The organism is Pseudomonas sp. Irchel s3a12 (assembly GCF_900187485.1).
Taxonomy (GTDB): domain Bacteria; phylum Pseudomonadota; class Gammaproteobacteria; order Pseudomonadales; family Pseudomonadaceae; genus Aquipseudomonas; species Aquipseudomonas neuropathica.
In genome coordinates this window covers 1-24,549 of record NZ_FYDN01000013.1, presented here as the reverse complement: position 1 = coordinate 24,549, position 24,549 = coordinate 1, and the positions used below count along the sequence as shown (strand labels likewise).

At 59.9% G+C, this 24,549-nt stretch carries 22 protein-coding genes; 7 read left to right on the top strand and 15 right to left on the bottom strand.

Annotated features, from left to right (window positions below; genetic code table 11):
* Positions 1 to 28: 28 nt before the first annotated feature.
* Both CKW14_RS21290 and CKW14_RS21285 read right to left on the bottom strand, forming a co-directional pair.
* Complete coding sequence (locus CKW14_RS21290; RefSeq protein WP_095047392.1) at positions 29 to 1,042, bottom strand: zinc-binding alcohol dehydrogenase family protein; 1,014 nt, start codon at positions 1,040 to 1,042, stop codon at positions 29 to 31.
* Positions 1,043 to 1,074: 32 nt separating this feature from the next.
* A complete protein-coding gene (locus tag CKW14_RS21285) occupies positions 1,075 to 1,368 on the bottom strand; it encodes a putative quinol monooxygenase (RefSeq protein WP_095047393.1) in 294 nt (97 codons plus the stop codon).
* Between the two features lie 119 nt (positions 1,369 to 1,487).
* On the opposite strand from CKW14_RS21285, the gene CKW14_RS21280 reads away from it, so the two are divergent.
* The 3 genes from CKW14_RS21280 (at position 1,488) to CKW14_RS21270 (ending at position 4,992) form a co-directional block, all read left to right on the top strand.
* On the top strand, positions 1,488 to 2,417 hold the full coding sequence (locus CKW14_RS21280; protein ID WP_095047394.1) for a LysR family transcriptional regulator: 930 nt from the start codon (positions 1,488 to 1,490) through the stop codon (positions 2,415 to 2,417).
* Positions 2,418 to 2,734: 317 nt separating this feature from the next.
* Complete coding sequence (locus CKW14_RS21275; RefSeq protein ID WP_093430305.1) at positions 2,735 to 3,469, top strand: helix-turn-helix transcriptional regulator; 735 nt, start codon at positions 2,735 to 2,737, stop codon at positions 3,467 to 3,469.
* Positions 3,470 to 3,609: 140 nt separating this feature from the next.
* Entirely contained in the window at positions 3,610 to 4,992 is a 1,383-nt protein-coding gene (locus CKW14_RS21270; RefSeq protein ID WP_095126088.1) for an MFS transporter, read from the top strand.
* A 121-nt stretch (positions 4,993 to 5,113) separates the two neighbouring features.
* On the opposite strand, the gene CKW14_RS21265 is transcribed toward CKW14_RS21270, so the two are convergent.
* From CKW14_RS21265 to CKW14_RS21255, 3 genes are all read right to left on the bottom strand, one after another.
* Positions 5,114 to 6,067 carry an adenosine deaminase gene (locus tag CKW14_RS21265; protein ID WP_095047396.1) on the bottom strand — a complete coding sequence of 318 codons (954 nt, stop codon included), beginning with the start codon at positions 6,065 to 6,067 and terminating at the stop codon, positions 5,114 to 5,116.
* 80 nt (positions 6,068 to 6,147) lie between these two features.
* Positions 6,148 to 7,113: a 2-oxoglutarate and iron-dependent oxygenase domain-containing protein gene (locus tag CKW14_RS21260; protein ID WP_095047397.1), complete on the bottom strand. Its 966-nt coding sequence runs from the start codon at positions 7,111 to 7,113 to the stop codon at positions 6,148 to 6,150.
* Positions 7,114 to 7,261: 148 nt separating this feature from the next.
* On the bottom strand, positions 7,262 to 8,335 hold the full coding sequence (locus CKW14_RS21255; RefSeq protein ID WP_093430367.1) for a BMP family ABC transporter substrate-binding protein: 1,074 nt from the start codon (positions 8,333 to 8,335) through the stop codon (positions 7,262 to 7,264).
* Between the two features lie 286 nt (positions 8,336 to 8,621).
* On the opposite strand from CKW14_RS21255, the gene CKW14_RS21250 reads away from it, so the two are divergent.
* Complete coding sequence (locus CKW14_RS21250) at positions 8,622 to 9,713, top strand: calcium:proton antiporter (protein WP_095126087.1); 1,092 nt, start codon at positions 8,622 to 8,624, stop codon at positions 9,711 to 9,713.
* A 129-nt stretch (positions 9,714 to 9,842) separates the two neighbouring features.
* Here CKW14_RS21250 and CKW14_RS21245 read toward each other — a convergent pair whose 3' ends face one another.
* The 3 genes from CKW14_RS21245 to CKW14_RS21235 form a co-directional block, all read right to left on the bottom strand.
* Positions 9,843 to 11,201 (bottom strand): 8-oxoguanine deaminase, encoded by a 1,359-nt coding sequence (locus tag CKW14_RS21245; RefSeq protein WP_095047399.1) that lies wholly within the window; start codon positions 11,199 to 11,201, stop codon positions 9,843 to 9,845.
* A gap of 250 nt (positions 11,202 to 11,451) precedes the next feature.
* Complete coding sequence (locus tag CKW14_RS21240) at positions 11,452 to 12,138, bottom strand: SDR family oxidoreductase (protein WP_086935984.1); 687 nt, start codon at positions 12,136 to 12,138, stop codon at positions 11,452 to 11,454.
* Positions 12,139 to 12,160: 22 nt separating this feature from the next.
* Positions 12,161 to 12,511: a MerR family transcriptional regulator gene (locus CKW14_RS21235; RefSeq protein WP_093430322.1), complete on the bottom strand. Its 351-nt coding sequence runs from the start codon at positions 12,509 to 12,511 to the stop codon at positions 12,161 to 12,163.
* Positions 12,512 to 12,595: 84 nt separating this feature from the next.
* On the opposite strand from CKW14_RS21235, the gene CKW14_RS21230 reads away from it, so the two are divergent.
* On the top strand, positions 12,596 to 13,030 hold the full coding sequence (locus CKW14_RS21230; protein ID WP_095126151.1) for a hypothetical protein: 435 nt from the start codon (positions 12,596 to 12,598) through the stop codon (positions 13,028 to 13,030).
* A gap of 58 nt (positions 13,031 to 13,088) precedes the next feature.
* Here the strand turns inward: CKW14_RS21230 and CKW14_RS21225 are convergent, their stop codons facing one another.
* The 7 genes from CKW14_RS21225 to CKW14_RS21195 form a co-directional block, all read right to left on the bottom strand.
* A complete protein-coding gene (locus CKW14_RS21225; protein WP_064118442.1) occupies positions 13,089 to 14,015 on the bottom strand; it encodes an ABC transporter permease in 927 nt (308 codons plus the stop codon).
* Positions 14,015 to 15,121 carry an ABC transporter permease gene (locus tag CKW14_RS21220; protein WP_095126086.1) on the bottom strand — a complete coding sequence of 369 codons (1,107 nt, stop codon included), beginning with the start codon at positions 15,119 to 15,121 and terminating at the stop codon, positions 14,015 to 14,017. The genes CKW14_RS21225 and CKW14_RS21220 overlap by 1 nt, the downstream gene beginning before the upstream one ends.
* 13 nt (positions 15,122 to 15,134) lie before the next feature.
* Entirely contained in the window at positions 15,135 to 16,682 is a 1,548-nt protein-coding gene (locus tag CKW14_RS21215; RefSeq protein ID WP_095126085.1) for an ABC transporter ATP-binding protein, read from the bottom strand.
* Positions 16,683 to 17,300: 618 nt separating this feature from the next.
* Complete coding sequence (locus tag CKW14_RS21210; RefSeq protein ID WP_095126084.1) at positions 17,301 to 17,882, bottom strand: YigZ family protein; 582 nt, start codon at positions 17,880 to 17,882, stop codon at positions 17,301 to 17,303.
* 7 nt (positions 17,883 to 17,889) lie between these two features.
* Positions 17,890 to 18,540 carry a TetR/AcrR family transcriptional regulator gene (locus CKW14_RS21205; protein ID WP_064387743.1) on the bottom strand — a complete coding sequence of 217 codons (651 nt, stop codon included), beginning with the start codon at positions 18,538 to 18,540 and terminating at the stop codon, positions 17,890 to 17,892.
* 88 nt (positions 18,541 to 18,628) lie between these two features.
* Entirely contained in the window at positions 18,629 to 20,017 is a 1,389-nt protein-coding gene (locus CKW14_RS21200; RefSeq protein ID WP_095047403.1) for a uracil-xanthine permease family protein, read from the bottom strand.
* A gap of 143 nt (positions 20,018 to 20,160) precedes the next feature.
* Positions 20,161 to 21,081: a LysR family transcriptional regulator gene (locus CKW14_RS21195; RefSeq protein WP_053116962.1), complete on the bottom strand. Its 921-nt coding sequence runs from the start codon at positions 21,079 to 21,081 to the stop codon at positions 20,161 to 20,163.
* Positions 21,082 to 21,219: 138 nt separating this feature from the next.
* Here CKW14_RS21195 and CKW14_RS21190 point away from each other — a divergent pair, with 138 nt between their 5' ends.
* Both CKW14_RS21190 and CKW14_RS21185 read left to right on the top strand, forming a co-directional pair.
* Positions 21,220 to 22,569, top strand: coding sequence for an aspartate aminotransferase family protein (locus CKW14_RS21190; RefSeq protein ID WP_095047404.1), 1,350 nt, complete (start codon positions 21,220 to 21,222; stop codon positions 22,567 to 22,569).
* Positions 22,570 to 22,645: 76 nt separating this feature from the next.
* On the top strand, positions 22,646 to 24,139 hold the full coding sequence (locus CKW14_RS21185) for a CoA-acylating methylmalonate-semialdehyde dehydrogenase (RefSeq protein WP_095047405.1): 1,494 nt from the start codon (positions 22,646 to 22,648) through the stop codon (positions 24,137 to 24,139).
* Positions 24,140 to 24,549 lie beyond the last annotated feature (410 nt).

Below are 24,549 nucleotides of genomic sequence, written 5' to 3'. Positions count from 1 at the left end.
TTCGGCGAAGGCTGCGCTGTGCGATTTTTTAGAAACCTTCTAAAACAATTTTCCCCTTGGCTTTGCCACTTTCAAGCAGCTCATGGGCGCGACGCAGGTTCGCAGCATTGATCGTGCCGAAATGCTCGCCCACCGTGGTCTTCAACGTCCCGGCATCAATCAGATCCGCCACGCGGTTGAGCAGTTTGTGCTGCTCGATCATGTCTGGCGTCTCGAACAGCGAGCGGGTGTACATGAACTCCCAGTGCAGCGACAGGCTCTTGCGCTTGAGCTTGCTCACGTCCAGTGACTTCGGATCGTCGATCAACGCCAGTTTGCCTTGCGGCGCCAGCGCTTCGACCAGTTGATCCAGGTGCTGGTCGGTCTGGGTCAGGCTGGCGACGTGGGTCACGCTGTCGACCCCGGCGCGCTTGAGTTCTTCGCTCAGCGGCTGGCTGTGATCGATGACCAGGTCGGCGCCCAGTTCTTTGACCCAATCGCGGGTTTGCTCGCGGGATGCGGTGCCGATCACCTTCAGGCCGGTCAGTTGCCTGGCCAATTGCGTCAGGATCGAGCCAACCCCGCCGGCGGCACCGACGATCAGCAGGCTCTGGCCTTCATCGGTATTGCCTTCGCGGATTTGCAGGCGCTCGAACAACAACTCCCATGCGGTGATCGCGGTCAGCGGCAGTGCGGCGGCTTCGGCAAAACCGAGGGATTTCGGCATATGGCCGACGATGCGCTCATCCACCACGTGCAGCTCACTGTTGCCGCCGGCACGGGCGATGGAGCCGGCGTAAAAGACTTTGTCGCCGGCCTTGAACAACGTCACTTCGCTGCCAACAGCCTTGACCACACCGGCAACGTCCCAGCCCAGCACTTTCGCCGCGCCGTTTTCCGGTGCCACGTTCTGCCGCACTTTGGTGTCGACCGGGTTGACCGAAATGGCTTTGACTTCCACCAGCACGTCGCGTGGGCCGGCGACCGGTTCTGGCAGTTCGATGTCTTGCAGGGACTTGGCGTCGCTGATCGGCAGGGAAGCGTAATAGGCGATGGCTTTCATGAGTGGCTCCGTACAGGTAATAGAAGAAGGAATCAGACAATCGCGCCGAGGCGCTTGAGTTGGAAGTGTTCGATGGCGTGGCCAGCCGTTGCCTGGAAATGCTGGAAGTGCGCGCTGGCGTTGTGCGCCTCAAGAATCGCTTCGCTGGCCCAGTGTTCAATCACATAAAACACCTGCGGGTCGGCGAGGTCACGGTGCAGGTCGTACTGGCTGCAACCGGCTTCGGCGCGGCTCGGCTCAACCAGTGCGCGCAGGCCTTGTTCGAGAAGATCCTGTTGGCCCGGCTTGGCGATCAGGGTGGCAATAGCGGTGAATGGCTGGGTCATGCTCGGCTCCAGAGAAGCGGGATGAATGCGATAGAGCGATGATTGGCTATTTCTCTGCGAGATAAAACCGGCTAAAAGAGCAGTCTCTTTCAATATTTTTTTGATAATCGAGGCTGAGCATGCTGCGTTTTGACGACTTGCAGTTGTTTGTCCGGGCGGCGGATCTGGGCAGTCTGTCGGCAGCCGCGCGGGTGATGGACATGTCCGCTGCCGTGGCGAGTGCGGCGTTGAAACGGATTGAACAGCAGCTCGGTGCGCGCTTGCTCGCGCGCTCGACCCGCAGTCTGCGCCTGACAGCCGAGGGCGACGGCTTTCTCGAATACGCGCGGGCGGCGCTGAGCAACCTTGATGAAGGCCGGCGCTTACTGGCCAGCGGACAGGATCAGGTCAGTGGGGTCTTGCAGTTGTCGGCGCCTTCGGACTTCGGCCGCAACCTGTTACTGCCGTGGCTCGACGAGTTCCAGCGCGAGCACCCGAAGCTGACCGTGCGCTTGCTGCTCGGCGATCGCATCGCGGACTTGTTCCGCCAACCCGTGGACATCGCTTTGCGCTACGGCGAGCCGGAAGACTCGAGCCTGATCGCCTTGCCCATCGCCCCGCACAACCGCCGTGTGCTGTGCGCCTCCCCGGCGTATCTGGCCCGACACGGCGAACCGCGCCAGCTCGAACAACTGGCCCAGCACAACTGCCTGTTGTACATGCTCGGCAGCCGGGTGCATGACCATTGGAGTTTTCATGACGGTAAACGTGAAGTTGGTCTGACCGTCAGTGGTGACCGTTTCAGCGATGACGCCGACGTTGTGCGTCTGTGGGCGGTGGCCGGCGCCGGAATTGCCTACAAGTCGTGGCTGGACGTGGGCGCCGATGTGCTCGCCGGGCGGCTCAAAGTGCTGTTGCCAGAGCTGCTTTGTGAGCGCGCACCGCTGAATTTGTTGTGCGCCCATCGCGCCCAATTGAGTAAGCCGGTGAACCTTCTGAGGGAAATGCTCGCCAGCCGATGCGCTGAAGTGAGTAGTCAATTTCCCGCTTTTCCGAAAGTTGATCATTAGTCGCAGGTAAATAGAGAAATTTCTGTCAGGAACAATCACCACCTGCGCAGGCCCCGGCGCAGGACGCGCGGGCGAACCCGCTTATACTAGCGCCCGCCTCATGCCAGCACCGACACCCCGGCCCGGAGATCCTCGCACCGCGTCGCCAGTCTTCGAGTGACGGTCGCGCAACTGCTGCGGGTTCTGTGCCGGAGCAGGCTGCGTCAGTGGCTTGCCTCGCCCCGGTTCATGGCGATTTTCGCGTCTTGGCCGATGACTGATTACCGGCCAAGATGTCTCCGAGCAGTAGACGATACGATTCAACAGGGAGTGAACACATGGAACATGCACCTTGCATCAGCCAGATCGCCACGTTGCTGGCCGACCCCAAGCGCAGCGCGATGATGTGGGCGTTGATGGATGGCTCGGCCCGGCAAACCGAGGAGCTTGCGCTACTGGCAGGGCTGTCGCCGTCGTCGGCCAGCGCGCATCTGGCGCGGCTATCCACGGGTGGTCTGTTGAAGGTCGAAGTCCGTGGTCGCAAACGCTTTTTCCGTCTCTCGGCACCGGAGGTCGGTGCTGCGATAGAAGCATTGGCCAGCGCCACCATCGCCAGTGCTCCACGGGAAATTCCCGAGGTCTTCAAACGCACCACCCCCATGGCCAAACCGCAAACCGCGCCGTCCTCATTGTTGCGCGCGCGTTTTTGCGATGACCACCTCGGCGGTACGCTAGCGGCGGACCTGTATCAGCGCTTGCTCGATGCTGGCTGGATCGAACAGCTTGAACAACGCGTCGTGGTGACCCACAAGGGTTCGAAACTGTTGGCTGGACGTGGCGTGTTCATTCAGGCGCTGGCCCATCGCAACGTGCAAGTGGCGTGTGCTTGTCCAGACTGGAGCGAACGTCGTCCGCACATGGGGGGATCACTCGGCGCCGCGTTATTGCAGTTGTTCATGCAGTCCGGCTGGCTGACCCTGCCCAACGACTCGAGAGCTTTGCAATTGACCGCCACCGGCCAACGGGAGCTGCACCGTTTCGCCAAGGAAACCGAGCTGGAAATGGCGTTGTAGAGCACTCGCAATCGACGTCCGGAACTGCGTAAGCGCTTCTGGCGTCGCCCGCGACTGCGAACAGGTCGTATCCAGCACTAACGCCGTTTCGCTATCAAGCACACTCGATCCGGGGATATTTTTCGGATGGGGGAGGTGGCATGGAGACTCACGGCTACAGCGCGGCAGAACGTCTGGAACGACTGCCGATCAGCGGTTATCACCGGATTATTTTCATCATCATCGCCTTGGCGTTTTTCTTCGACTCCATGGATCTGGCGATGATGACCTTCCTGCTCGGCTCGATCAAAGCCGAGTTCGGCCTGAGCAGTGCGCAAGCGGGGTTGCTCGCCAGTTCGAGCTTTTTCGGCATGGTGCTGGGGGCGTCGCTGTCCGGCATGCTCGCCGATCGCTTCGGGCGTAAACCGGTGTTTCAGTGGAGCATCGTGCTGTGGGGGGTGGCCAGTTATCTGTGCTCGACAGCGCAAACGGTCGAGACGCTGACGCTGTTTCGCATCCTGTTGGGGATCGGTATGGGCATGGAGTTTCCGATCGCCCAGTCGATGTTGTCCGAGCTGATTCCAGCGCAGCGCCGCGGACGTTACATCGCGTTGATGGACGGCTTCTGGCCGCTCGGCTTCGTTGCTGCCGGCGTGCTGTCCTACTTTCTGCTGCCGCTGATTGGCTGGCGCGACATCTTTCTGGTGTTGGCGGTGCCGGCGGTGTTCGTACTGGCGATCAGGTTTTTCATTCCCGAGTCACCGCGCTGGCTGGAACAGGCCGGAAAACATGAGGCGGCAGACAAGGTATTGAACGGCATCGAGGCGCGGGTGCGTTCGTCGCTCGGTGGTGCCGCGTTGCCGGAGCCGCTGCGCTTGCCGCGCACCGTCACGCCGCCGGGCAACTTCTTTGCGGCGCTGAAACAGATCTGGTCGCCGCAGTATCGCCAGCGCACGACGATGCTCTGGAGTCTGTGGTTCTTTGCGCTGCTCGGCTTTTACGGGCTGACGTCGTGGCTCAGTGCGCTGTTGCAACAGTCGGGTTTCGCGGTGACGCAGTCGGTGTATTACACGGTGCTGATTTCCCTGGGCGGGATTCCCGGGTTTCTCATGGCCGCATGGCTGGTTGAGCGCTGGGGGCGCAAACCGGTATGCATCGTGACGTTGCTCGGCGGAGGTGTAATGGCGTTTTTGTATGGGCAGAGCGCGGTGTTTGGCGGCAACGTGGCGCTGCTGATCGGCACCGGGTTGCTGATGCAGTTTTTCCTGTTCGGCATGTGGGCGGTGCTCTACACCTATACGCCGGAGCTTTATCCGACGTCGGCGCGGGCGACCGGCTCGGGCTTTGCCTCGGCGATTGGCCGCGTGGGTTCGCTGCTCGGGCCGTTGGTGACCGGACTGGTGTTCCCGATTACCGGGCAGGGCGGGGTGTTTGCGCTGGGCGCGGCGTGCTTTGCGATTGCGGCGGGCGTGGTGTGGCTGTTCGGGATGGAGACGCGAGGGAAAACCCTGGAAGAGCTGACCGAAACCCAAATCCCAGGCTGAACAAAGAACCCACTGTGGGAGCGAGCCTGCTCGCGAAAGCGGAGTGTCATTCAACGAAAATGTTAACTGACACTCCCTCTTCGCGAGCAGGCTCGCTCCCACATGGGTACTTCGGTGTTGCTTAGGGTTTTACCAGTCGCGCATCCAGGCTGTTCTGCGCCAAACGCTTGGCCTGATCCTGGGTCATGCCCAAATGTTCATGCAGCGCGTAGAAGTTCTCGGTCACATAACCACCGAAGTACGCCGGGTCATCGGAGTTCACCGTGACCTTCACGCCACGCTCGAGCATGTCGAGGATGTTGTGCTGCGACATGTGATCGAACACGCAGAGTTTGGTGTTCGACAGCGGGCACACGGTCAGCGGGATTTGCTCGTCGATGATCCGCTGCATCAGACGCTCGTCTTCGATGGCGCGCACGCCATGGTCGATGCGCTGGATTTTCAGCAGATCGATAGCTTCCCAGATGTACTCCGGCGGGCCTTCTTCGCCAGCGTGGGCAACGGTCAGGAAACCTTCGTGGCGGGCGCGATCAAACACGCGCTGAAACTTGCTCGGCGGGTGGCCCATCTCGGAGCTGTCGAGGCCGACCGCGACAAACGCGTCACGGAATGGCAGTGCCTGGTCCAGAGTTTTCTCGGCTTCTTCTTCGCTGAGGTGGCGCAGGAAGCTGAGGATCAAACCGCTGGTGATGCCCAGTTGCTGCTCGCCATCCTTCAGTGCTGCGGCGATGCCGTTGAGCACCACTTCGAATGGGATGCCTCGATCGGTGTGGGTCTGCGGGTCGAAGAACGGTTCGGTGTGAATCACGTTCTGCGCTTTGCAACGCAACAGGTAGGCCCAGGTCAGGTCGTAGAAATCCTGCGAGGTGCGCAATACGTCGGCGCCCTGGTAATACAGGTCGAGGAATTCCTGCAGGTTGTTGAAGGCGTATGCCTTGCGCAGGGTCTCCACGTCGCTCCACGGCAGGGCGATCTTGTTGCGCTCGGCCAGGGCGAACAGCAGCTCAGGCTCCAGCGAGCCTTCCAGATGCAGGTGCAGTTCAGCCTTGGGCAAGGCGTTGAGCCAGTCGTACATATTCTTTTCTCATCAGGTGCAATGACGGCATTCTACAGATGCTCGCCGAAACAATTGGCAAAACCTGACCAAGCGATCCATCACACGGCTTCTTGCTCGCGGCGATAGGCGTAGGTATCGGCGAAGCGCGAGAGCAGGAATTCGGCGCAGGTGGTCGTCGGATATTTCGCCGGATGCTGTGCGTCCTGACAACCCGGCAGGCATTCGATGCGGGTGTCCGGATGCGGCTCGGCGAAGAACGGCATCGAGTAGCGATCCACGCCGAGCGGGCTGATCACCCGGTGCGGGGTCGAGCGATAACGGTCGTTGCTCCAGCGCGCCATCATGTCGCCGAGGTTGACCACGAAGGTGCCGTCGATGGGCGGCGCGTCGATCCATTCGCCTCGCACGTTCCTGACCTGCAAGCCACCGGCGCTGTCCTGATAGAGCAGGGTGATGCAGCCATAATCGGTGTGCGCGCCGGCGCCTTGCTGCTCGGCGGAGCTGGCAGTGTGACGCGGTGGGTAATGGATCATGCGCAGGACGCTGACGGGATCATTGAAACGGCTGTCGAAGAAGTCGCGTTCGATGCCTAGCGCGAGGGTCATCGCCCGCAGCAGGGTTTGCGCGAGGGCCTGCATGTCGAGGTAATGCTGCTCCATCAACTCAGGCCATCCGGTCTGCGCCGGATGACGGTTCGGCCCGCGTAACGGTTTTTCGGCGAGCACGTCGGGATGATTGGCCGGCAGGTGCAGACCCATGTCGAAGGTTTCTTTGAGGTCGCTGGGTTTGCTCGGGTCGAGTTGCTCGGTGGCGATGGCGCCGTAGCCACGATGGTGGCGGGTCTGGGTGATGTCGATCTTGAGTTTTTCCGCTGCGGGCAGGGCAAAAAAACGCTGAGTCTGATCGAGCACGGCGTCGATGCGCTGCGCTGAAATCGGATGACCCTTGATGTAGAAAAAGCCCCATTCGCGGCAGGCCAGGTCGATTTGCGCGGCGACGGCGGGCCAGGCGTTTTCATCGGCGGAGTAGAGCGGGCTGATATCGATGATCGGAAGCTGATCCATACACAATCCTTGAAAAGTACGGGAGATCGTTCCCATGCTCCGCGTGGGAATGCCTCAATGGACGCTCTGCGTCCGCTTTTGGCAGGGACGCGGAGCGTCCCGGGCGGCATTCCCACGCAGAGCGTGGGAACGATCGGGGTCAGGTGGCTTACTTCGGCATCTCGGCCTTCATGCCTTCAACGTAATAGTTCATCGACGCCAGTTCCGCAGTGTTCGCACTCACACCCGCCGGGATTTTCTCGACGCCGGCCTGATCCTTGATCGGCCCGGTAAACGGCTGCAATGCACCGCTCTTGATATCGGCAATGATCTGCTCGGCCTCGGCTTTCACTGGTGCCGGCACCAGGTCGCTGATCGGCAGTTCAACCGTGCCTTCCTTCAACCCACCCCAGTAATCCTGAGGTTTCCAGCTGTGATCGATCACACTCTGCGTTGCCTGAATGTAATGCGGCGCCCAGTCGTTGACGATCGACGTCAGCACGGCTTTCGGCCCGAAATGCGCCATGTCCGAGGCGTAACCCACCGCGTACACGCCACGACGTTCGGCGGCTTGAATCGGCGCGGGGCTGTCGGTGTGCTGGAACACCACGTCGACACCCTGATCGATCAGCGCGTTGGCCGCGTCGGCTTCCTTGCCTGGGTCGAACCACGAGTTGACCCACACCACTTTGATCTCGGTTCCGGGGTTGTACTTGTTCAAGGCCAGTTGAATCGCGTTGATATCGCGGATCACCTCGGGGATCGGGAACGAAGCGACGTAACCGATTTTCTTGGTCTTGGTCATCTTCGCCGCAAGGAAACCGCCGACGTAGCGACCCTCGTAAGTGCGCGCCAGATAGGTACCAAGGTTCTTGTCCTGTTTGTAGCCGGTGGCGTGTTCGAAGGTCACCTTGGGAAATTGCTTGGCGACTTTGACGGTGGGGTTCATGTAGCCGAAGGAGGTGGTGAAGATCAGGTCGTATTTGTCCTTGGCCATGTTGCGGATCACCCGCTCGGCGTCGGCGCCTTCGGCGACGTTCTCGACGTAGTTGGTGGTGATCTGATTGCCGAATTTTTCCGCGAGGGCCTTGCGCCCCTGCTCATGCTGATACGTCCAGCCGTGGTCACCGATCGGTCCGATGTAGACGAAGCCGACCTTGAGCGGATCGGCAGCGCTGGCGCTCAGACTGATCCCCAGACCGAGGGCGGCGCACAGCAGTTTGTGCAGCGGACGTATTTGCATGAATTCGAACTCCATTTTGTTGTGTGTGGTCAGGGCCAATGCAAATTGCTGACCAACAGGACAACAAACCTTCCGAAACCGCGGTGCGGCCTTCGCGAGCAGGCTCGCTCCCACCTTCGAGCGCATTCCCCTGTGGGAGCGAGCCTGCTCGCGAAGAGGCCGGTGAGGCCAATAAAAGGGCACCTGCCAAACTCGCTGCTATTCGCTGGTGCGCTAAGGTGTAACGAAACGTTAGCGCCGCCCTGCAGTCAGTAGCTCATTCGCACTCTTCGGCAAAAGGCCCGCCATGCTCACAATTCTCAAGCAAGAAAGCTTTCTGCTGCTGGCAGTCATCGCCGCGTGCGTTGCCTATCCGCTGGAACACTGGCTGCTGCACAGCGGCCAGATCGTCGCGCTGCTCGGCGGTCTGGTGCTGATCGCCTTCATCGTCGCCGCCTCGATGCGCGTCGCCCATCACGCCGAATTGCTCGCCGAAAAGGTCGGCGACCCTTACGGCACGATGATCCTCACGCTTGCGGCCGTGCTGGTCGAAGTGGTTATTCTGGCAATCATGATGAGCAACGAAGCGTCGCCCACGCTGGTGCGCGACACGATCTACTCCGCCGTGATGCTCGACATCAACGGCATCCTCGGCCTCGCCGCGCTGATGGGCGGGATCAAACACGGCGAACAGTCCTACAACGACGATTCCGCGCGCAGCTACAGCGTGATGATCCTCACCGCCATGGGCGTGTCGATGGTGGTGCCGGAGTTCATTCCCGAGGCCAACTGGAAGATTTATTCAGCGTTCACCATCGGCGCGATGGTCGTGCTTTACGCGTTGTTTCTGCGCATGCAGGTCGGCCCGCACAGCTACTTTTTCAGCTACAGCTACCCCGACAAACGCCGTAAGAAAGAACCACAGGACGCGCAGGCAAAAGCACCGAGCATCGGTCTGTCGATCGGCATTCTGGTGTTTGGCATTGTGGTGATCGGCGCACTCGCCGAGGTGATGTCGAAGACCCTCGATCTGGGCCTGGAAGGCACGGGCGCGCCGCCGGTGATCACGGCGATTCTGGTGGCGGCGATTTCCGCCGCGCCGGAGATTCTCACCGCGTTGCGTGCGGCACTGGCCAACCGTATGCAGTCGGTGGTGAACATTGCGATGGGCGCGTCATTGTCGACGGTGATTCTGACGGTGCCGGTGATGGAAGCAATGGCCCTGTATACCGGTCAGCCGTTTCAGATGGCGATGACACCGGTACAGACGGTGATGATCTTCATCACGCTGATCGTCAGCGCGATCAACTTGAATGACGGTGAGACCAATGCCATCGAAGGCATGACCCACTTCGTGCTGTTCGCGACCTTCATCATGCTGTCTCTGCTGGGCCTCTAGCTACGGGTGATCGTTCCCACGCTCCGCGTGGGAATGCCGCCATGGACGCTCTGCGTCCGCCGCTGGGACGCGGAGCGTCCCGAGATGCATTTCCACGCAGAGCGTGGGAACGATCATATGGGGAGGGGATCAGGTACCGGCGATCAACTGGCGTGCCGCTTGGCTGTGATCGGCGATCAGGCCTTTCAGATCAAGACCCTCAACCTGGCCATCGACCACGCGCCACTTGCCGCCAATCATCACCCGATCCGCACGATCGGCACCGCACAACAGCAACGCCGAAATCGGGTCATGGCTACCGGAGAAGCGCAGCTCATCGAGCTTGAACAACGCCAGATCCGCCTGCTTGCCCACCGCCAGCTCACCAATGTCGGTGCGCCCCAACAGACTCGCCGAACCTTTGGTCGCCCAGCCCAGCACGCGTTCCGGGGTGATCTTCTCGGCGCCGTAACGCAGACGCTGGATGTACAACGCCTGACGCGCTTCGAGAATCATGTTCGACGCATCGTTGGACGCTGAACCGTCGACGCCCAGACCAAACAGCGCACCCGCGTCAGTCAGATCGATACTTGGGCAAATGCCGGAGGCCAGACGCATGTTCGAACTCGGGCAATGGCAAATACCGGTGCCGGCCTGGCCGAGACGCGCGATTTCGTCCGGGTTGAAGTGGATGCCGTGGGCCAGCCAGGTGCGCGAGCCGAGCCAGCCGACGCTGTCGAGATAGTCGACGGTGCGCAGGCCGAAACGCTGCAGGCAGAAATCTTCTTCATCGAGGGTTTCGGCCAAGTGCGTGTGTAGACGCACGTCCAGATTGTTCGCCAGTTCGGCGCTGGCCGACATGATTTCCGGGGTCACCGAGAACGGCGAGCACGGCGCCAGCGCGATCTGGATTTGCGCGCCATCGCCACGTTCGTGGTACTCGTGAATCAGGCGCTGACTGTCGTCGAGAATCACCTGACCCTCCTGCACGGTCTGCTGCGGCGGCAGACCGCCGTCCTTCTCGCCGAGGCTCATCGAACCGCGAGTGAGCATGGCGCGCATGCCCAGTTCACGCACGCTTTCGACTTGCACATCGATGGCGTTTTCCAGACCGTCCGGGAACAGGTAGTGGTGGTCGGCCGCAGTGGTGCAGCCCGACAGCAGCAGTTCGGCCAAAGCGACTTTGGTGGCGAGCGCGAGTTTTTCTGGCGTCAGGCGCGCCCAGACCGGGTACAGGGTTTTCAGCCACGGGAACAACGGCTGATTGACCACCGGCGCCCATGCGCGAGTCAGGGTTTGATAGAAGTGATGGTGGGTGTTGATCAGGCCCGGCAGGATCACATGTTCACGGGCATCGAACACTGCATTGCACGGCGCCGACGGCTGTTGGCCAGCGGCGAGGACTTCGACAATGACACCGTCTTGCACGACAAGACCGCCACGGGCATCAAGCTCGTTGGAGGTGAAAATGGCGAGGGGATTTTTTAACCAGGTACGGGTCGCGGGCATGCTGCCGGCTCCTCTGAAAATGGGGTTCAGGGTTGCCAGCTCAGTGATGCCCTGTCTGCTGATCCAGGGTCGCCGCGAGGGACGAGGTGCGCAGTTTCAAACAAATTGCCACGCCGGGCAAGCCCAACCCGACAGGACAACATCACCAAAATACACAACCCCTGTAGGAGCTGCCGAAGGCTGCGATCTTTTGATCTTAAAAAAAATCAAAAGATCGCAGCCTTCGGCAGCTCCTACAGGGGATCATCAATTACCAGGGAATCGTTTCGCCCTTGTAATTGATGAAGTGATGTCCGCCCTTGCCGGTGTACGCATTCACCTGATCAATCAATCCACGGGTGCTGGTTTCCACATCAAGGTCAGCCCCTTCGCCGCCCATATCGGTCTTCACCCAACCCGGATGCAGCGACAACACGGTCATTTTCTGCTCGCCCAATTGCGTGACAAAACTGTTGGTCATCGAGTTCAGCGCAGCCTTGCTGGCCTTGTACAACGCCAGCTCCGGTGCGTCGGGTACGGTGACGCTGCCCAGTCCGGAACTCATGAACGCCAGCACGCCGCTGCCATCGCGGATTTGCCCGACAAACCGCTGGGCCAGATTGATCGGTGCCACCGCGTTGGTGAAAAATAGCTGACCGACTTCGGCCAGTGTCGCGCCGCCCGGGGTCTGATCTGCCGGGCCTTTGACCCCGGCGTTGACGAACAGCAGGTCAAATGTTTCGCCCTTGAGCTGCTGACTCAGGGCGATCACCGCTTGCTGGTCATCCATGTCGAGCTTCTCGATCCGCACCTTGCCCAGCGCTTGCAGCGCCTCGGCGTTTTGCGGATTGCGCACGGTGGCGGTGACTTGCCAGCCGTCGGCCAGCAGGGTTTTCACCAGACCGAGGCCAAGGCCCCGGGAGGCGCCGATGATCAGTGCGTTTTTTGCAGACATGATGGGCTTCCTTGATGAATGAGGATCATGGATTCAATGGACAGGCCTGACCGAGGCGAAGTTGCAACTCTTGCCGCAGCGTGTCGAGCTCGCGCATTCGGGTTTCGATCAGTTGCAGTTTGTCGCGCAGCAACTGCGCCACGGCGTTGTCCGGGTTGGGGGCGTTCCACAGCGCGGCAACGCTGTCACTGATCTCGCCGAGGGTAAATCCCAGGCGTTGCGCGGTTTTGATATAGAGCACCAGTTGCACCATGTCTGGCGGATAGTCGCGGTAACCGTTGGCACGGCGTTGCGCGGCAATCAGCCCGCGCTGCTCGTAGAAGCGCAGCGTGTCACGGCTGACGGCGCAGGCTTGGGCTAGTTCACCGATGCGCATGCGGGCTCTCAAAAAGGCTATTGACCCTGGAGCATACTCCAGGCTTTACCGTGCTTGCTCCCTGAATTTTGCGGAGCATGGATGATGTGGACTTCAACGCAGTATCGCAATGTGGTGCTTGGCAGTGCCTGGTATGACCTGATCGTCACGGTGGCATTTGCCACGCCGTGGAGTTTTGCCGCTTTGCATGGATTTTTGACCGCGCTGAATTTGCCCGGTGAACTGCCGGCGTTTGCGCCTGTGCACCTGTTGATGGCGAATCTGCTGGGCTCGGTGGTGTGCGTGTGGGCGGTGCTGCGGATTCGTGATCCGCAGGCGCTTTATGGACGGTATGACGCGGTGGGGCGGTTTCTGTTTGCGGCTTGGCAGGCGTATGCCTTGCTCCACGGTGCCAGTTCGATTCTGATTGTTTTTCTGGTCTTCGAACTGGCGTGGGGCGTTGCTCAGGTGTTGCCTGTGAGGGCCTCATCGCTGGCAAGCCAGCTCCCACAGTGTCCGAGTAGTGCGCAAAATTTGTGATCAGCACTAAACCTGTGGGAGCTGGCTTGCCAGCGATGGGGCCATTGACATCACTACATTAATGCCCCGCCTGCCAAGGCTGCCCAAGCGAAACCGGCGCATACAATCTTGTGCGCAGCGCATCGCGCGACAACAACACCAACACCACAATCGTCGCCACATACGGCAGCATCGCCAGCAGACTCGACGGAATCGCCAGCCCCAACCCCTGCGCCACCAAGTGCAGGATGCTGGCGAGGCCGAACAAATAAGCCCCGAGCAACAACCGCCACACCCGCCAACTGGCAAACACCACCAGCGCCAGGGCGATCCAGCCACGCCCGGCGGTCATGTTTTCCGCCCACATCGGCGTATACGCCAGCGACAAATAAGCCCCGGCCAACCCGGCCATCGCCCCGCCAAACAGCACCGCCAGCGTACGTACCGTCAACACCGGCAAACCCATCGCACTGGCCGCATCCGGATTCTCGCCGACCGCTTGAATGATCAACCCGACACGACTTTTGATAATCACCCACGCCACCAGCGCAAACAGCGCGAACGACAGATACACCAGCAAATCCTGAGCAAACAGCATCCGCCCGATCAGCGGAATCTCACTCAGATAAGGAATCGCCAACGGCTCAAAACCGGCCAGTGGTTTACCGACCCAAGCTGCGCCGACAAAGGTCGACAGCCCGACACCAAAAATTGTCAGCGCCAATCCGGTTGCTACCTGATTGGCGTTGAACACCAACGCCACTAGCGCAAACAGCGACGACAACAACATCCCGGCCAGCATCGCCAGCAACACGCCAAGCCACAGGTTGCCGCTGTTGAGTGCGACGATAAAACCGATCACCGCGCCAAACAGCATCATCCCTTCCTGCCCGAGGTTGAGCACGCCGCTCTTCTCGCAGATCAATTCCCCCAGCGCCACCAGCAACAACGGCGTGCCGCAACGCACCATGGCGTAGAAAATATTGCTCAACAGATCGATATCCATCACAGCGCTCCGGCGGTTACGGCGGTGGTCGACGTGCGCTTCACCCAGCGCAGGTTCAGGCGTGGCCGATAGAGAATCAACACGTCACAGGCGAGCAGGAAAAACAGCATCATTCCCTGAAACAACTGGGTGATCGCCTGCGGCATATTCAGGCTCATTTGCGCGCTCTCGCCACCGATGTACAACAGCGCCATCAACAGGCTGGAAAACAGAATTCCGATCGGATTGAGGCGTCCGAGAAACGCCACGGTGATTGCCGCATAGCCGTAACCTGGCGACACCTGCGGCACCAATTGGCCAATCGGCCCGGTGACTTCGCAGACACCTGCGAGCCCGGCCAAGCCGCCGCTGATCAACAGCGCCAGCCAGATCAAACGCTTCTCGCGAAAGCCGACGAACCCCGCCGCGCGCTTGTCCAGCCCAAGCACTTTGATCTGGAACCCGACAAAACTTTTCTGCAACAACACCCACACCGCGACCAGTGCGAGCAGGGCGAAATACACCCCGGCGTGCACGCGGCCATCCTCCATCAACAGCGGCAAACGGCTGGCGTCACCGAACATCGCCGACTCGGGAAAGTTGAACCCGGCGGGATCCTTCAGCGGCCCGTGCACGCAGAACAGCAGCAGATTCAGCGCGATGTAATTGAGCATGATGCTGGTGAGAATTTCGTTGGCGTTGAAGCGCGTGCGCAACCACGCCGTCAGCCCGGCCCACGCCGCGCCGGCGAGGGTGCCGGTGAGCAGAATCAACACCAGCGCCCAACGACTTTGCATATCGATGATGTTCACCGCCAAAGCGCTGCCGGCGAGAGCGCCGAGGAGCAATTGACCTTCGGCGCCGATGTTCCAGATCCGCGCCTGATACGCCACCGCCAGGCCCAGTGCGCAGAGCAGAATCGGCAGCGCCTTGACCAATAATTCGGAGACGCCATACAAATCGCTGACCGGCGCGATCAGTAGCGTGTGCAAGGTTTGCAGCGGGTCGTGGCCGAGAGCGATAAACAGCAGCGAGCCGCAACCGAGCGTCAGCGCTGCCGCCAATAACGGCGAGCACCACAGCATCAGGCGCGATTGCTGGCCACGGGGTTCGAGGGAAAGCAGCATGTGGAAAACTCCGTTAAACCGTGGCGGCTGAAGGGGCGTGGTCGAACTGGCCGGCCATCCAGCCGCCAACTTCGCTGAGTTGTGTCTTGCTGGTGTCTTGCAGTGCCGACAAACGTCCACCGCACAGCGCGCCGAGGCGGTCGCTGATCTGGAACAATTCGTCGAGGTCTTCGGAGATCACCAGAATCGCCGCGCCGGCATCGCGCAGCGCGATCAGCGCACGGTGAATGGTCGCGGCCGCGCCGACGTCGACGCCCCAGGTTGGGTGCGCAGCGATCAGCAGTTTCGGTTGCTGAAGAATTTCCCGACCGAGGATGAATTTCTGCAGGTTGCCGCCGGACAAGCTGCGCGCGGCGGTTTGCGTGTCCGGAGTTTTTACGCCGAAGCGTTGAATGATCTGTTGGGCGAGGGCTTCGACTTTACCGCGCTGGATTAGCCCGTTGCTGACCAAGCCTTGCTGGAAAGCCGTCAGCAGGGCGTTGTCCGCCAGACTCAATTCCGGCACCGCGCCGTGCCCGAGGCGTTCGGCGGGGACGAAAGCCAGACCCAGTTTGCGACGGGCATCCGGGCGCAAATCGGCGACGTTCTGCTCAGCGAATCGAATGGTTGCCGCTTCTACCCGAGGCAAGGTGTGTTCGCCACTGAGCAGGGCGAGCAATTCATCCTGACCGTTGCCCGCGACCCCGGCGATGCCGACGATTTCACCGCTGCGCACTTGCACATCAATGTCAGTCAGCGAGCAGCCGAACGGATCCGGGTTGTGCCAACTCAAGCCCTTCACCTGCAAAAACGTCGCGCCGCCGCTGACCTTCGGATAGTCGCCAATCAACGCCGCCGCTTCGCCGACCATCATCTGCGCCAATTGCTGATCCGAGCACTCCGCTGGCAGACAATGCCCGGCCACGCGCCCACCGCGCAGAACAGTCGCGCTGTGGCACAACGCGCGCACTTCAGCGAGTTTGTGGCTGATAAACAGAATGCTACAGCCTTCGGCGGCGAGGCGGCGCAGGGTGATGAACAATTCGCCGGCCTCTTGCGGCGTCAGCACTGAGGTTGGCTCATCGAGAATCAGCAGGCGAATGTCCTGCATCAGGCAACGAATGATCTCCACCCGTTGCCGCTCGCCGATCGACAGGCTGTGGACAAGTCGCTCCGGCTCCAGCGCCATGCCATAACGGCGCGACACTTCACGAATCTTCGGTTCCAGTTGTTTCGGCGTGCCGGCTGCTGCGCCCATCGCCAAAGCAATGTTTTGCGCCACGCTGAGGGTTTCGAATAGTGAGAAATGCTGGAACACCATGCCGATACCCAACTGCCGCGCCTGGGCCGGGTTGCGGATATTCACCGGCTGACCTTGCCAAAGCATCTCGCCGGCATCGGCTTGGGTGACGCCGTAGATAATCTTCATCAACGTACTTTTGCCCGCACCGTTTTCACCGAGCAGGGCGTGAATTTCACCGGGCGTGATGCTCAGGTCGATGGCATCGTTGGCCAGACAACCGGGGTAGCGTTTGCTGATGTGGCGCAGTTGCAGGCGCGGGGTGTTGGAAGCAATTGGCATGACAGGCTCGACTTGCTTGGAGTTGTGCCTGTGGATAAAGCAATTTCCTGGCCATTGAGTCAGGAACGCGAGCGGGCCGCGTGTGGCAGCACTCGGTATAGAGCATTGAAGGCCGAATCACGTACGACGATGGCACCAATTCAGAGCAAAGCCGTTGCTCGGGCGCCAGTTTTGCCCGTCGCGATATGATCAAAAAACGAGCAATCCCTTGGGGGCTAGATGGATCCAGCGACTGCGCCAGCCATGAACGGGTTATCCACAGCTTGTTCCACAGTTATTGTGCGCAAGCTGCAAACCCGGGCATAAGCACTGCGGTGCTTTCTTCTAATGGTGATAAACCGCGCTAACTGACTGTTTCTGTTTGAAAATTTCGTTTCGTCGGGAGAATTGAACGAAAAGTGAACAAACCGCGCAAAGCCACGTGACAGAAGGGTTACAGCGGAATGTACTCAGGTTATCCACAGTCGGGTGCACAGCCGATGTGGGCAACTCTGTGGAATAAGGAAATTCGGGATCGCCCCAAAAGATCGCAGCTTTCGGCAGCTCCTACATTTGAAATGCGTTCCCCTGTAGGAGCTGCGGAACGCTCGGGCCGCGATCGGACGATCTTTTGATCTTTTATCGTTGAAGCAAAATCCGCCCACGACTCAAATCGGCTAGTTGAGTTTGCAAGACATCGATTTGCGCTTCGCCCACCGCCAACTTCAACTCAACGCCATTGGCGGTAAAGTTCTCCTCCACCACCAACCCACCCAGATCGGCAACGCGCAACTTCACCAACGCCAACTCGGCAAACCCGCAAGCGCAACTCAACGGCACCCGACTGATCAACTCAACCTTCGCCGCCGTTTGCAGGCACTTGTTCGCGCCACCGCCATAAGCCCGGGCCAACCCACCAGTCCCAAGTTGAATGCCGCCGTACCAACGAATCACCAGCACCGCGACCTGATCGCAATCCTGCGCCTCAATTGCCGCGAGAATCGGCCGACCCGCCGTGCCGCCCGGCTCGCCGTCGTCATTGCTGCGATATTGATCGCCGAGCTTCCACGCCCAGCAATTGTGCGAGGCATTCAAGTCGCTGTGTTGCTCGAAGAACGCCTGCGCCTCGGCAGGGCTGCCGATCGGCGTGGCGAAGGTGATAAAGCGGCTTTTGCGAATCTCTTCGCGGTACTCGCAAAAACCGCTGAGGGTGAAAGGCATAAACGTCTTATAGAGGAGGAGTGAGGCCGCAGCCTTTGAGAATAATGCGGATCAGGTTGTTGCCGGCGTCTTCCATGTCCTGCTTGGTCAGCTTGCTGCGACCGCTGACGCGGCAGATTTGCGTCGCAAAGTCGGCATAGTGCTGGGTGCTGCCCCACAACAGGAAGATCAGGTGCACCGGATCGACCGCGTCCATTTTGCCCGCATCGATCCACGCCTGAAACACCGCCGCACGGCCAGTGAACCAGGCGCGGTAATCCTGATTGAAATATTCGGTCAGGCATTCACCACCGCTGATCACTTCCATCGCAAAGATTCGCGAGGCCTGCGGCTGACGGCGGGAGAATTCCATCTTGGCGCGGATGTAGCGAGTCAGCGCTTCGGCCGGATCGTCTTCGGCGGTGAGGGTGTTGAAGGTGCTGTCCCACAACTCGATGATGTTGCTCAGCACCGCCACGTACAAGCCAAGCTTGTTGGTGAAGTAGTAATGCAGGTTCGCCTTGGGCAACCCGGCATTCTGCGCGATGGTGTTCATGCTGGTGCCTTTGTACCCGTGACGGGCGAACTCGTCTTCGGCGGCTTTGAGAATGGTCTCTTCGTTTTTCTGACGAATGCGGCTGGCGGGTTTGCCGCCATGGGCTGGGACTTCAAAGGTCATAGGCACTTCCGGGTTTGTCTGTGGGTGCAACCAGTTGCGTTGATAGCGCACCCACAGGCATCCGACAAGTCTTTGCGCGATAAAACCGTTACGCCTGTTCGATCTTGTTCAGCGGCGCGTGCGCTTCAGCGGCCTCGGTTTTCGACTCCGGCAGCAGCAGGCACAGGATGATTGCGGTCAGGCCGCCGCTGGTGATCGCCGAATCAAACAGGTTCTGCACCAGTTTCGGCAGCAGGTGTAGCAGGGTCGGTTGTGCGGCGATGCCCAGGCCGACGCCGAACGATGTGGCGATGATCAACATGCTGCGTCGATCCAGCGGCGACTGCGCGAGGATGCGCACACCGGCAGCCGCCACCGCGCCGAACATCACCAGGGTCGCGCCGCCGAGCACCGGTTTCGGAATCTGTTGCAGCACCGCGCCGATCATCGGGAACAAGCCGAGGCAAAACAGAATCGCGCCGATGTACAGCCCGACGTAGCGGCTGGCGACGCCGGTCAACTGAATCACGCCGTTGTTCTGCGCGAACGTAGTATTGGGAAAAGCGCTGAAGGTCGCGGCGATCATGCAGCTGACGCCATCGCCGAGTACGCCACCGCGCAGGCGGCTTATATAAGAAGGGCCGCTGATCGGCTGGCGGGCGAGCATGCAGTTGGCAGTGAGGTCGCCGACGGTTTCGATGGTGCTGATCAGATAAATCAGCGCGACCGGCAGGAACGCTGTCCAGTCAAAGCTGAATCCAAACCTGAACGGCGTAGGAAAACTCACCAGCGGTAAATCAGGCAACGGTTGCGGCAGCAGTTTTCCACTGAACCAAGCGGCCAGGCTACCGAGCAACAGTCCGATGATGATCGCCGACAGCCGCACCCATGGCGTATTCGAGCGGTTAAGCAGAATGATCGTCAGCAACACAAACACGCCCAGCGCCAGATTGCCCGGCGCACCGAAGTCCGGCGCGTTGAAGCCACCGCCCAGATCGGTGATGCCGACCTTGATCAGGCTGATGCCAATGAGGGTGATGACGATCCCGGTCACCAGCGGCGTAACCACGCGACGCAGTTGACCGATGAAACGGCTGAGAACGATCTGCACGATTGCGCCGAAAAAGCACACACCGAAAATCATCGCCAGAATGTCTTCCGGGCTGCCGCCGCGCTGCTTGACCAGAAAACCAGCGGAGAGCACCGCACCGAGAAAGGCGAAACTGGTGCCTTGCAGACAGATCATTCCCGCGCCGATCCCGAATGGTCGCCGCGCCTGAATAAACGTGCCGACGCCCGAGACCATCAAGGCCATGCTGATCAGATAAGGCAAATGCGCAGTCAGCCCGAGGGCCGAGCCGATCACTAATGGTGGGGTGATGATGCCAACGAAACTGGCGAGCACGTGCTGCAGCGCGGCAAGAATTGCAGCAGCGGGTTTGGGGCGGTCGTTGAGGCCGTAGATCAGGTCGCTGGACGGTGCGGAATCTGGCTGCATGGCTTAAGGCTTCTTATCAGAGGAACGAAGTAATTCCCTCTCTGCAAAAACCTGTCCACTTGCTCAGTTTATTCTCTCTGTAGGAGCTGCCGAAGGCTGCGATCCCTTGATCTTGCTGTACTTCACCAACATCGCAATCCCGATCAACGCGTCGCCGCCAAACTCTCCAAAAAGCTCTCCAGCACCAAATGAGGGCGCCGCCCCTTGCGCGTGACCGATGCCAGACTCAAATCGTAAAACCGCGTTCCTGCTTTCAAAGCACGCAAACGCCCCTGCTGCACCCAAAGACTGGCGTAATGATCCGGCAGATACCCAATGTAACGCCCGGTCAAAATCAAAAACGCCATGCCTTCCCGGTCCGAAGCGCTGGCCGTGCAATTGAGCGCCTGGTAATGCGCCTGAATATCCGCCGGCAAACGAAAAGTCGGCGCAATCGCGTCCTGACTATTCAGGCGCTCGTCATCGAGTTGCTTGTCATCGACATAAAACAGCGGGTGACCAACAGCGCAATAAAGCAGCGAACGCTCGCTGTACAACGGCTGATATTCCAGACCCGACAACGCACTGGCCTGCGGTACCACGCCGACATGCAGACGCCCATCGAGCACGCCTTGCTCGACTTCATTGGGCGCAATCATGCGGATCTGGATCTGCACATCCGGCCCGCGTTCCTTTAACTGAGCGAGGGCGTGGGTGATGCGCATGTGGGGCAGGGTGACGAGGTTGTCGGTCAGGCCAATGATCAACTCACCCCGCAGATGCTGGTGCAGGCCGTTGACTTCGGTGCGAAAGCTTTCCAGCGCACTTAATAGTTGCAGCGCCGATTGATAGACCTCGCGTCCTTCTTCGGTCAGCGAAAAACCGGCGCGCCCGCGCTGACACAAGCGCAAGCCAAGGCGCTGTTCAAGATCGCTCATCTGCTGACTGATCGCCGAGCGACCGATGCCGAGCACGGTTTCCGCCGCCGAGAAGCCGCCGCACTCCACCACGCTGCGAAAAATCCGCAGCAGGCGAATATCAAAGTCACTCACCTGGGCTAGCGGATCGGGGCGGCGACTGCTCATCTTATTGTTCTCATTGTTTAGCAAAGTCCTAACTGAAGGTTAGAAGAGTTGGATTTCACCGACTTTATCCCCGTGGCAATTTAGCTGCAACAACGCTTTTTATCTCCCTGATGCTTATGCCCTGCGAGGTTTTGCCCGATGAACATGCCTGAAAACGCGCCGTCGCCACTGGCCAGCCAACTGAAGCTGGACGCGCACTGGATGCCGTACACCGCCAACCGCAACTTCCAGCGCGACCCGCGACTGATCGTTGGTGCTGAAGGCAGTTGGCTGATCGACGACAAAGGCCGCCGGGTATACGACTCGCTGTCCGGGCTGTGGACCTGCGGCGCCGGCCACACCCGCAAGGAAATTCAGGAAGCGGTTTCCAAACAATTGGGCACCCTCGATTACTCGCCGGGCTTCCAGTACGGCCACCCGCTGTCGTTCCAATTGGCCGAGAAGATCACCGAGCTGACCCCGGGCAACCTCAACCACGTGTTCTTCACCGACTCCGGTTCCGAGTGCGCTGACACTGCGGTGAAAATGGTCCGTGCCTACTGGCGCCTGAAAGGTCAGGCCACAAAAACCAAAATGATCGGCCGTGCCCGCGGCTACCACGGCGTGAACATCGCCGGCACCAGCCTTGGCGGCGTCAACGGCAACCGTAAGCTGTTCGGTCAGGCGATGATGGATGTCGATCACCTGCCGCACACGCTGCTGGCGAGCAATGCCTTCTCCCGTGGCATGCCGGAGCAGGGCGGTATCGCCTTGGCCGATGAACTGCTGAAACTGATTGAGCTGCACGATGCTTCGAATATCGCCGCGGTATTCGTAGAGCCTATGGCCGGTTCCGCTGGTGTACTGGTTCCGCCACAGGGTTACCTGAAACGTCTGCGCGAAATCTGCGATCAGCACAGCATCCTGTTGGTGTTCGACGAAGTGATCACCGGTTTCGGCCGCACCGGCAATATGTTCGGCGCCGACACCTTTGGCGTGACCCCGGATCTGATGTGCATCGCCAAGCAAGTCACCAACGGCGCGATCCCGATGGGCGCGGTGATTGCCAGCTCCGAGATCTACCAGACCTTCATGAACCAGCCGACCCCGGAATACGCCGTGGAATTTCCACACGGCTACACCTACTCGGCACACCCGGTGGCTTGTGCCGCTGGCCTGGCGGCTCTCGACCTGCTGCAAAAGGAAAACCTGGTACAGAGCGTTGCAGAAGTCGCACCGCATTTTGAAAACGCGCTGCACGGGCTGAAAGGTTCGAAGAACGTTATCGACATCCGTAACTTCGGTCTGGCCGGTGCGATCCAGATTGCCCCGCGTGACGGTGACGCCATCGTGCGTCCGTTCGAAGCCGGCATGGCCCTGTGGAAAGCCGGGTTCTACGTACGCTTCGGCGGCGACACCTTGCAGTTCGGCCCGACTTTCAACAGCAAGCCACAAGACCTCGATCGTCTGTTCGACGCGGTCGGCGAAGTGCTGAACAAGCTCGACTGATTTTTCCTTCTATATATACCTACAAAAACGGGCACTCCTTAACGTGTGCCCGTGGACAAGAATTCAGGAGTTTTCGATGAGCGTTATCCCGCATTTGATCAATGGCGAACTGGTGACCGAGAACGGTCGCGCGGTTGATGTGTTCAATCCGTCCACTGGTCAGGCTATCCATAAGCTGCCACTGGCCAGCCAGGCCACCATCCAGAAAGCCATCGATGCCGCCAAGGCTGCGTTCCCGGCCTGGCGCAACACGCCACCGGCCAAGCGTGCGCAGGTGATGTTCCGCTTCAAGCAACTGCTGGAGCAGAACGAAGCACGCATCTCGCAATTGATCAGCGAAGAACACGGCAAGACCCTGGAAGACGCCGCCGGTGAACTGAAGCGTGGTATCGAGAACGTCGAGTTCGCTTGCGCTGCCCCGGAAATCCTCAAGGGCGAGTACAGCCGCAACGTCGGCCCGAACATCGACGCATGGTCGGACTTCCAGCCGCTGGGCATTGTTGCCGGTATCACCCCGTTTAACTTCCCGGCCATGGTGCCGCTGTGGATGTATCCACTGGCGATCGTCTGCGGCAACTGCTTCATCCTCAAACCGTCCGAGCGTGATCCAAGCTCGACACTGCTGATCGCTCAGTTGTTGCTGGAAGCCGGTCTGCCGAAAGGCGTGATGAGCGTGGTGCACGGTGACAAGACGGCGGTGGACGCGCTGATCGAAGCGCCGGAAGTCAAAGCGCTGAGCTTCGTTGGCTCGACGCCGATTGCCGAGTACATCTATGCCGAAGGCACCAAGCGCGGCAAGCGCGTCCAGGCACTGGGCGGCGCGAAGAACCATGCCGTGCTGATGCCGGATGCCGATCTGGACAACGCGGTCAGCGCACTGATGGGCGCGGCTTATGGTTCGTGCGGTGAGCGCTGCATGGCGATTTCGGTGGCCGTGTGTGTGGGTGACCAGGTAGCGGATGCACTGGTGGCCAAACTGGTTCCACAGATCAAGGCACTGAAAATCGGTGCCGGTACTTCGTGCGGTCTGGACATGGGCCCACTGGTGACCGGGCAAGCGCGTGACAAAGTCAGCGGTTACGTTGATGACGGCGTGGCAGCGGGCGCGACCCTGGTGGTCGACGGTCGTGGTTTCAGCGTGGCCGGTCATGAAGAAGGCTTCTTCCTCGGTGGCTGTCTGTTCGACAACGTCACCCCGCAAATGCGCATCTATAAAGAAGAGATCTTCGGCCCGGTACTGTGCATCGTTCGCGTGAACAGCCTGGAAGAGGCAATGCAACTGATCAACGATCACGAATACGGCAATGGCACCTGCATCTTCACCCGTGACGGTGAGGCGGCGCGTCTGTTCTGCGACGAGATCGAAGTCGGCATGGTTGGCGTCAACGTGCCGCTGCCGGTGCCGGTGGCTTACCACAGCTTCGGCGGCTGGAAGCGTTCGCTGTTCGGTGACCTGCACGCTTATGGTCCGGATGGTGTGCGCTTCTATACCCGTCGCAAGGCGATCACCCAGCGCTGGCCGCAGCGTGCCAGCCATGAGGCTTCGCAGTTCGCGTTCCCTAGCTTGTAAGTAGAGGGGCGATGCAACGAAGGCCGACCCCTTGGGGTCGGCTTTCGTGTTTTCGGGGGGGGGGTGACCGATGTGACAGAATTATGAAAATAAGTGTTGACGGCGAATTTCAGATGTCTATAATTCGCCCGACTTCCGGCGCAGTCGAAACGGAAAACTCCTTGATATTCAATGAGTTATGTAGGTTTCGGCGGCAGGTTGCTTCAGTTCATCGAAGTCAGAAGGAAGTTGAAAAAGAGGTGTTGACAGCAGCGTGTAACGCTGTAGAATTCGCCTCCCGCTGACGAGAGATCGGAAGCGCAAGTGGTTGAAGTTGTTGAAGAATTCTTCGAAAACTTCTGAAAATAATCACTTGACAGCAAATGAGGCTGCTGTAGAATGCGCGCCTCGGTTGAGGCGAAAGATCTTAA

Coding starts and splice junctions, on each gene's coding strand:
- CKW14_RS21290 (WP_095047392.1), bottom strand. CDS start 1,042: ATGAAAGCCATCGCCTATTACGCTTCCCTGCCGATCAGCGACGCCAAG.
- CKW14_RS21285 (WP_095047393.1), bottom strand. CDS start 1,368: ATGACCCAGCCATTCACCGCTATTGCCACCCTGATCGCCAAGCCGGGC.
- CKW14_RS21280 (WP_095047394.1), top strand. CDS start 1,488: ATGCTGCGTTTTGACGACTTGCAGTTGTTTGTCCGGGCGGCGGATCTG.
- CKW14_RS21275 (WP_093430305.1), top strand. CDS start 2,735: ATGGAACATGCACCTTGCATCAGCCAGATCGCCACGTTGCTGGCCGAC.
- CKW14_RS21270 (WP_095126088.1), top strand. CDS start 3,610: ATGGAGACTCACGGCTACAGCGCGGCAGAACGTCTGGAACGACTGCCG.
- CKW14_RS21265 (WP_095047396.1), bottom strand. CDS start 6,067: ATGTACGACTGGCTCAACGCCTTGCCCAAGGCTGAACTGCACCTGCAT.
- CKW14_RS21260 (WP_095047397.1), bottom strand. CDS start 7,113: ATGGATCAGCTTCCGATCATCGATATCAGCCCGCTCTACTCCGCCGAT.
- CKW14_RS21255 (WP_093430367.1), bottom strand. CDS start 8,335: ATGCAAATACGTCCGCTGCACAAACTGCTGTGCGCCGCCCTCGGTCTG.
- CKW14_RS21250 (WP_095126087.1), top strand. CDS start 8,622: ATGCTCACAATTCTCAAGCAAGAAAGCTTTCTGCTGCTGGCAGTCATC.
- CKW14_RS21245 (WP_095047399.1), bottom strand. CDS start 11,201: ATGCCCGCGACCCGTACCTGGTTAAAAAATCCCCTCGCCATTTTCACC.
- CKW14_RS21235 (WP_093430322.1), bottom strand. CDS start 12,511: ATGCGCATCGGTGAACTAGCCCAAGCCTGCGCCGTCAGCCGTGACACG.
- CKW14_RS21230 (WP_095126151.1), top strand. CDS start 12,596: ATGTGGACTTCAACGCAGTATCGCAATGTGGTGCTTGGCAGTGCCTGG.
- CKW14_RS21225 (WP_064118442.1), bottom strand. CDS start 14,015: ATGGATATCGATCTGTTGAGCAATATTTTCTACGCCATGGTGCGTTGC.
- CKW14_RS21220 (WP_095126086.1), bottom strand. CDS start 15,121: ATGCTGCTTTCCCTCGAACCCCGTGGCCAGCAATCGCGCCTGATGCTG.
- CKW14_RS21215 (WP_095126085.1), bottom strand. CDS start 16,682: ATGCCAATTGCTTCCAACACCCCGCGCCTGCAACTGCGCCACATCAGC.
- CKW14_RS21210 (WP_095126084.1), bottom strand. CDS start 17,882: ATGCCTTTCACCCTCAGCGGTTTTTGCGAGTACCGCGAAGAGATTCGC.
- CKW14_RS21205 (WP_064387743.1), bottom strand. CDS start 18,540: ATGACCTTTGAAGTCCCAGCCCATGGCGGCAAACCCGCCAGCCGCATT.
- CKW14_RS21200 (WP_095047403.1), bottom strand. CDS start 20,017: ATGCAGCCAGATTCCGCACCGTCCAGCGACCTGATCTACGGCCTCAAC.
- CKW14_RS21195 (WP_053116962.1), bottom strand. CDS start 21,081: ATGAGCAGTCGCCGCCCCGATCCGCTAGCCCAGGTGAGTGACTTTGAT.
- CKW14_RS21190 (WP_095047404.1), top strand. CDS start 21,220: ATGAACATGCCTGAAAACGCGCCGTCGCCACTGGCCAGCCAACTGAAG.
- CKW14_RS21185 (WP_095047405.1), top strand. CDS start 22,646: ATGAGCGTTATCCCGCATTTGATCAATGGCGAACTGGTGACCGAGAAC.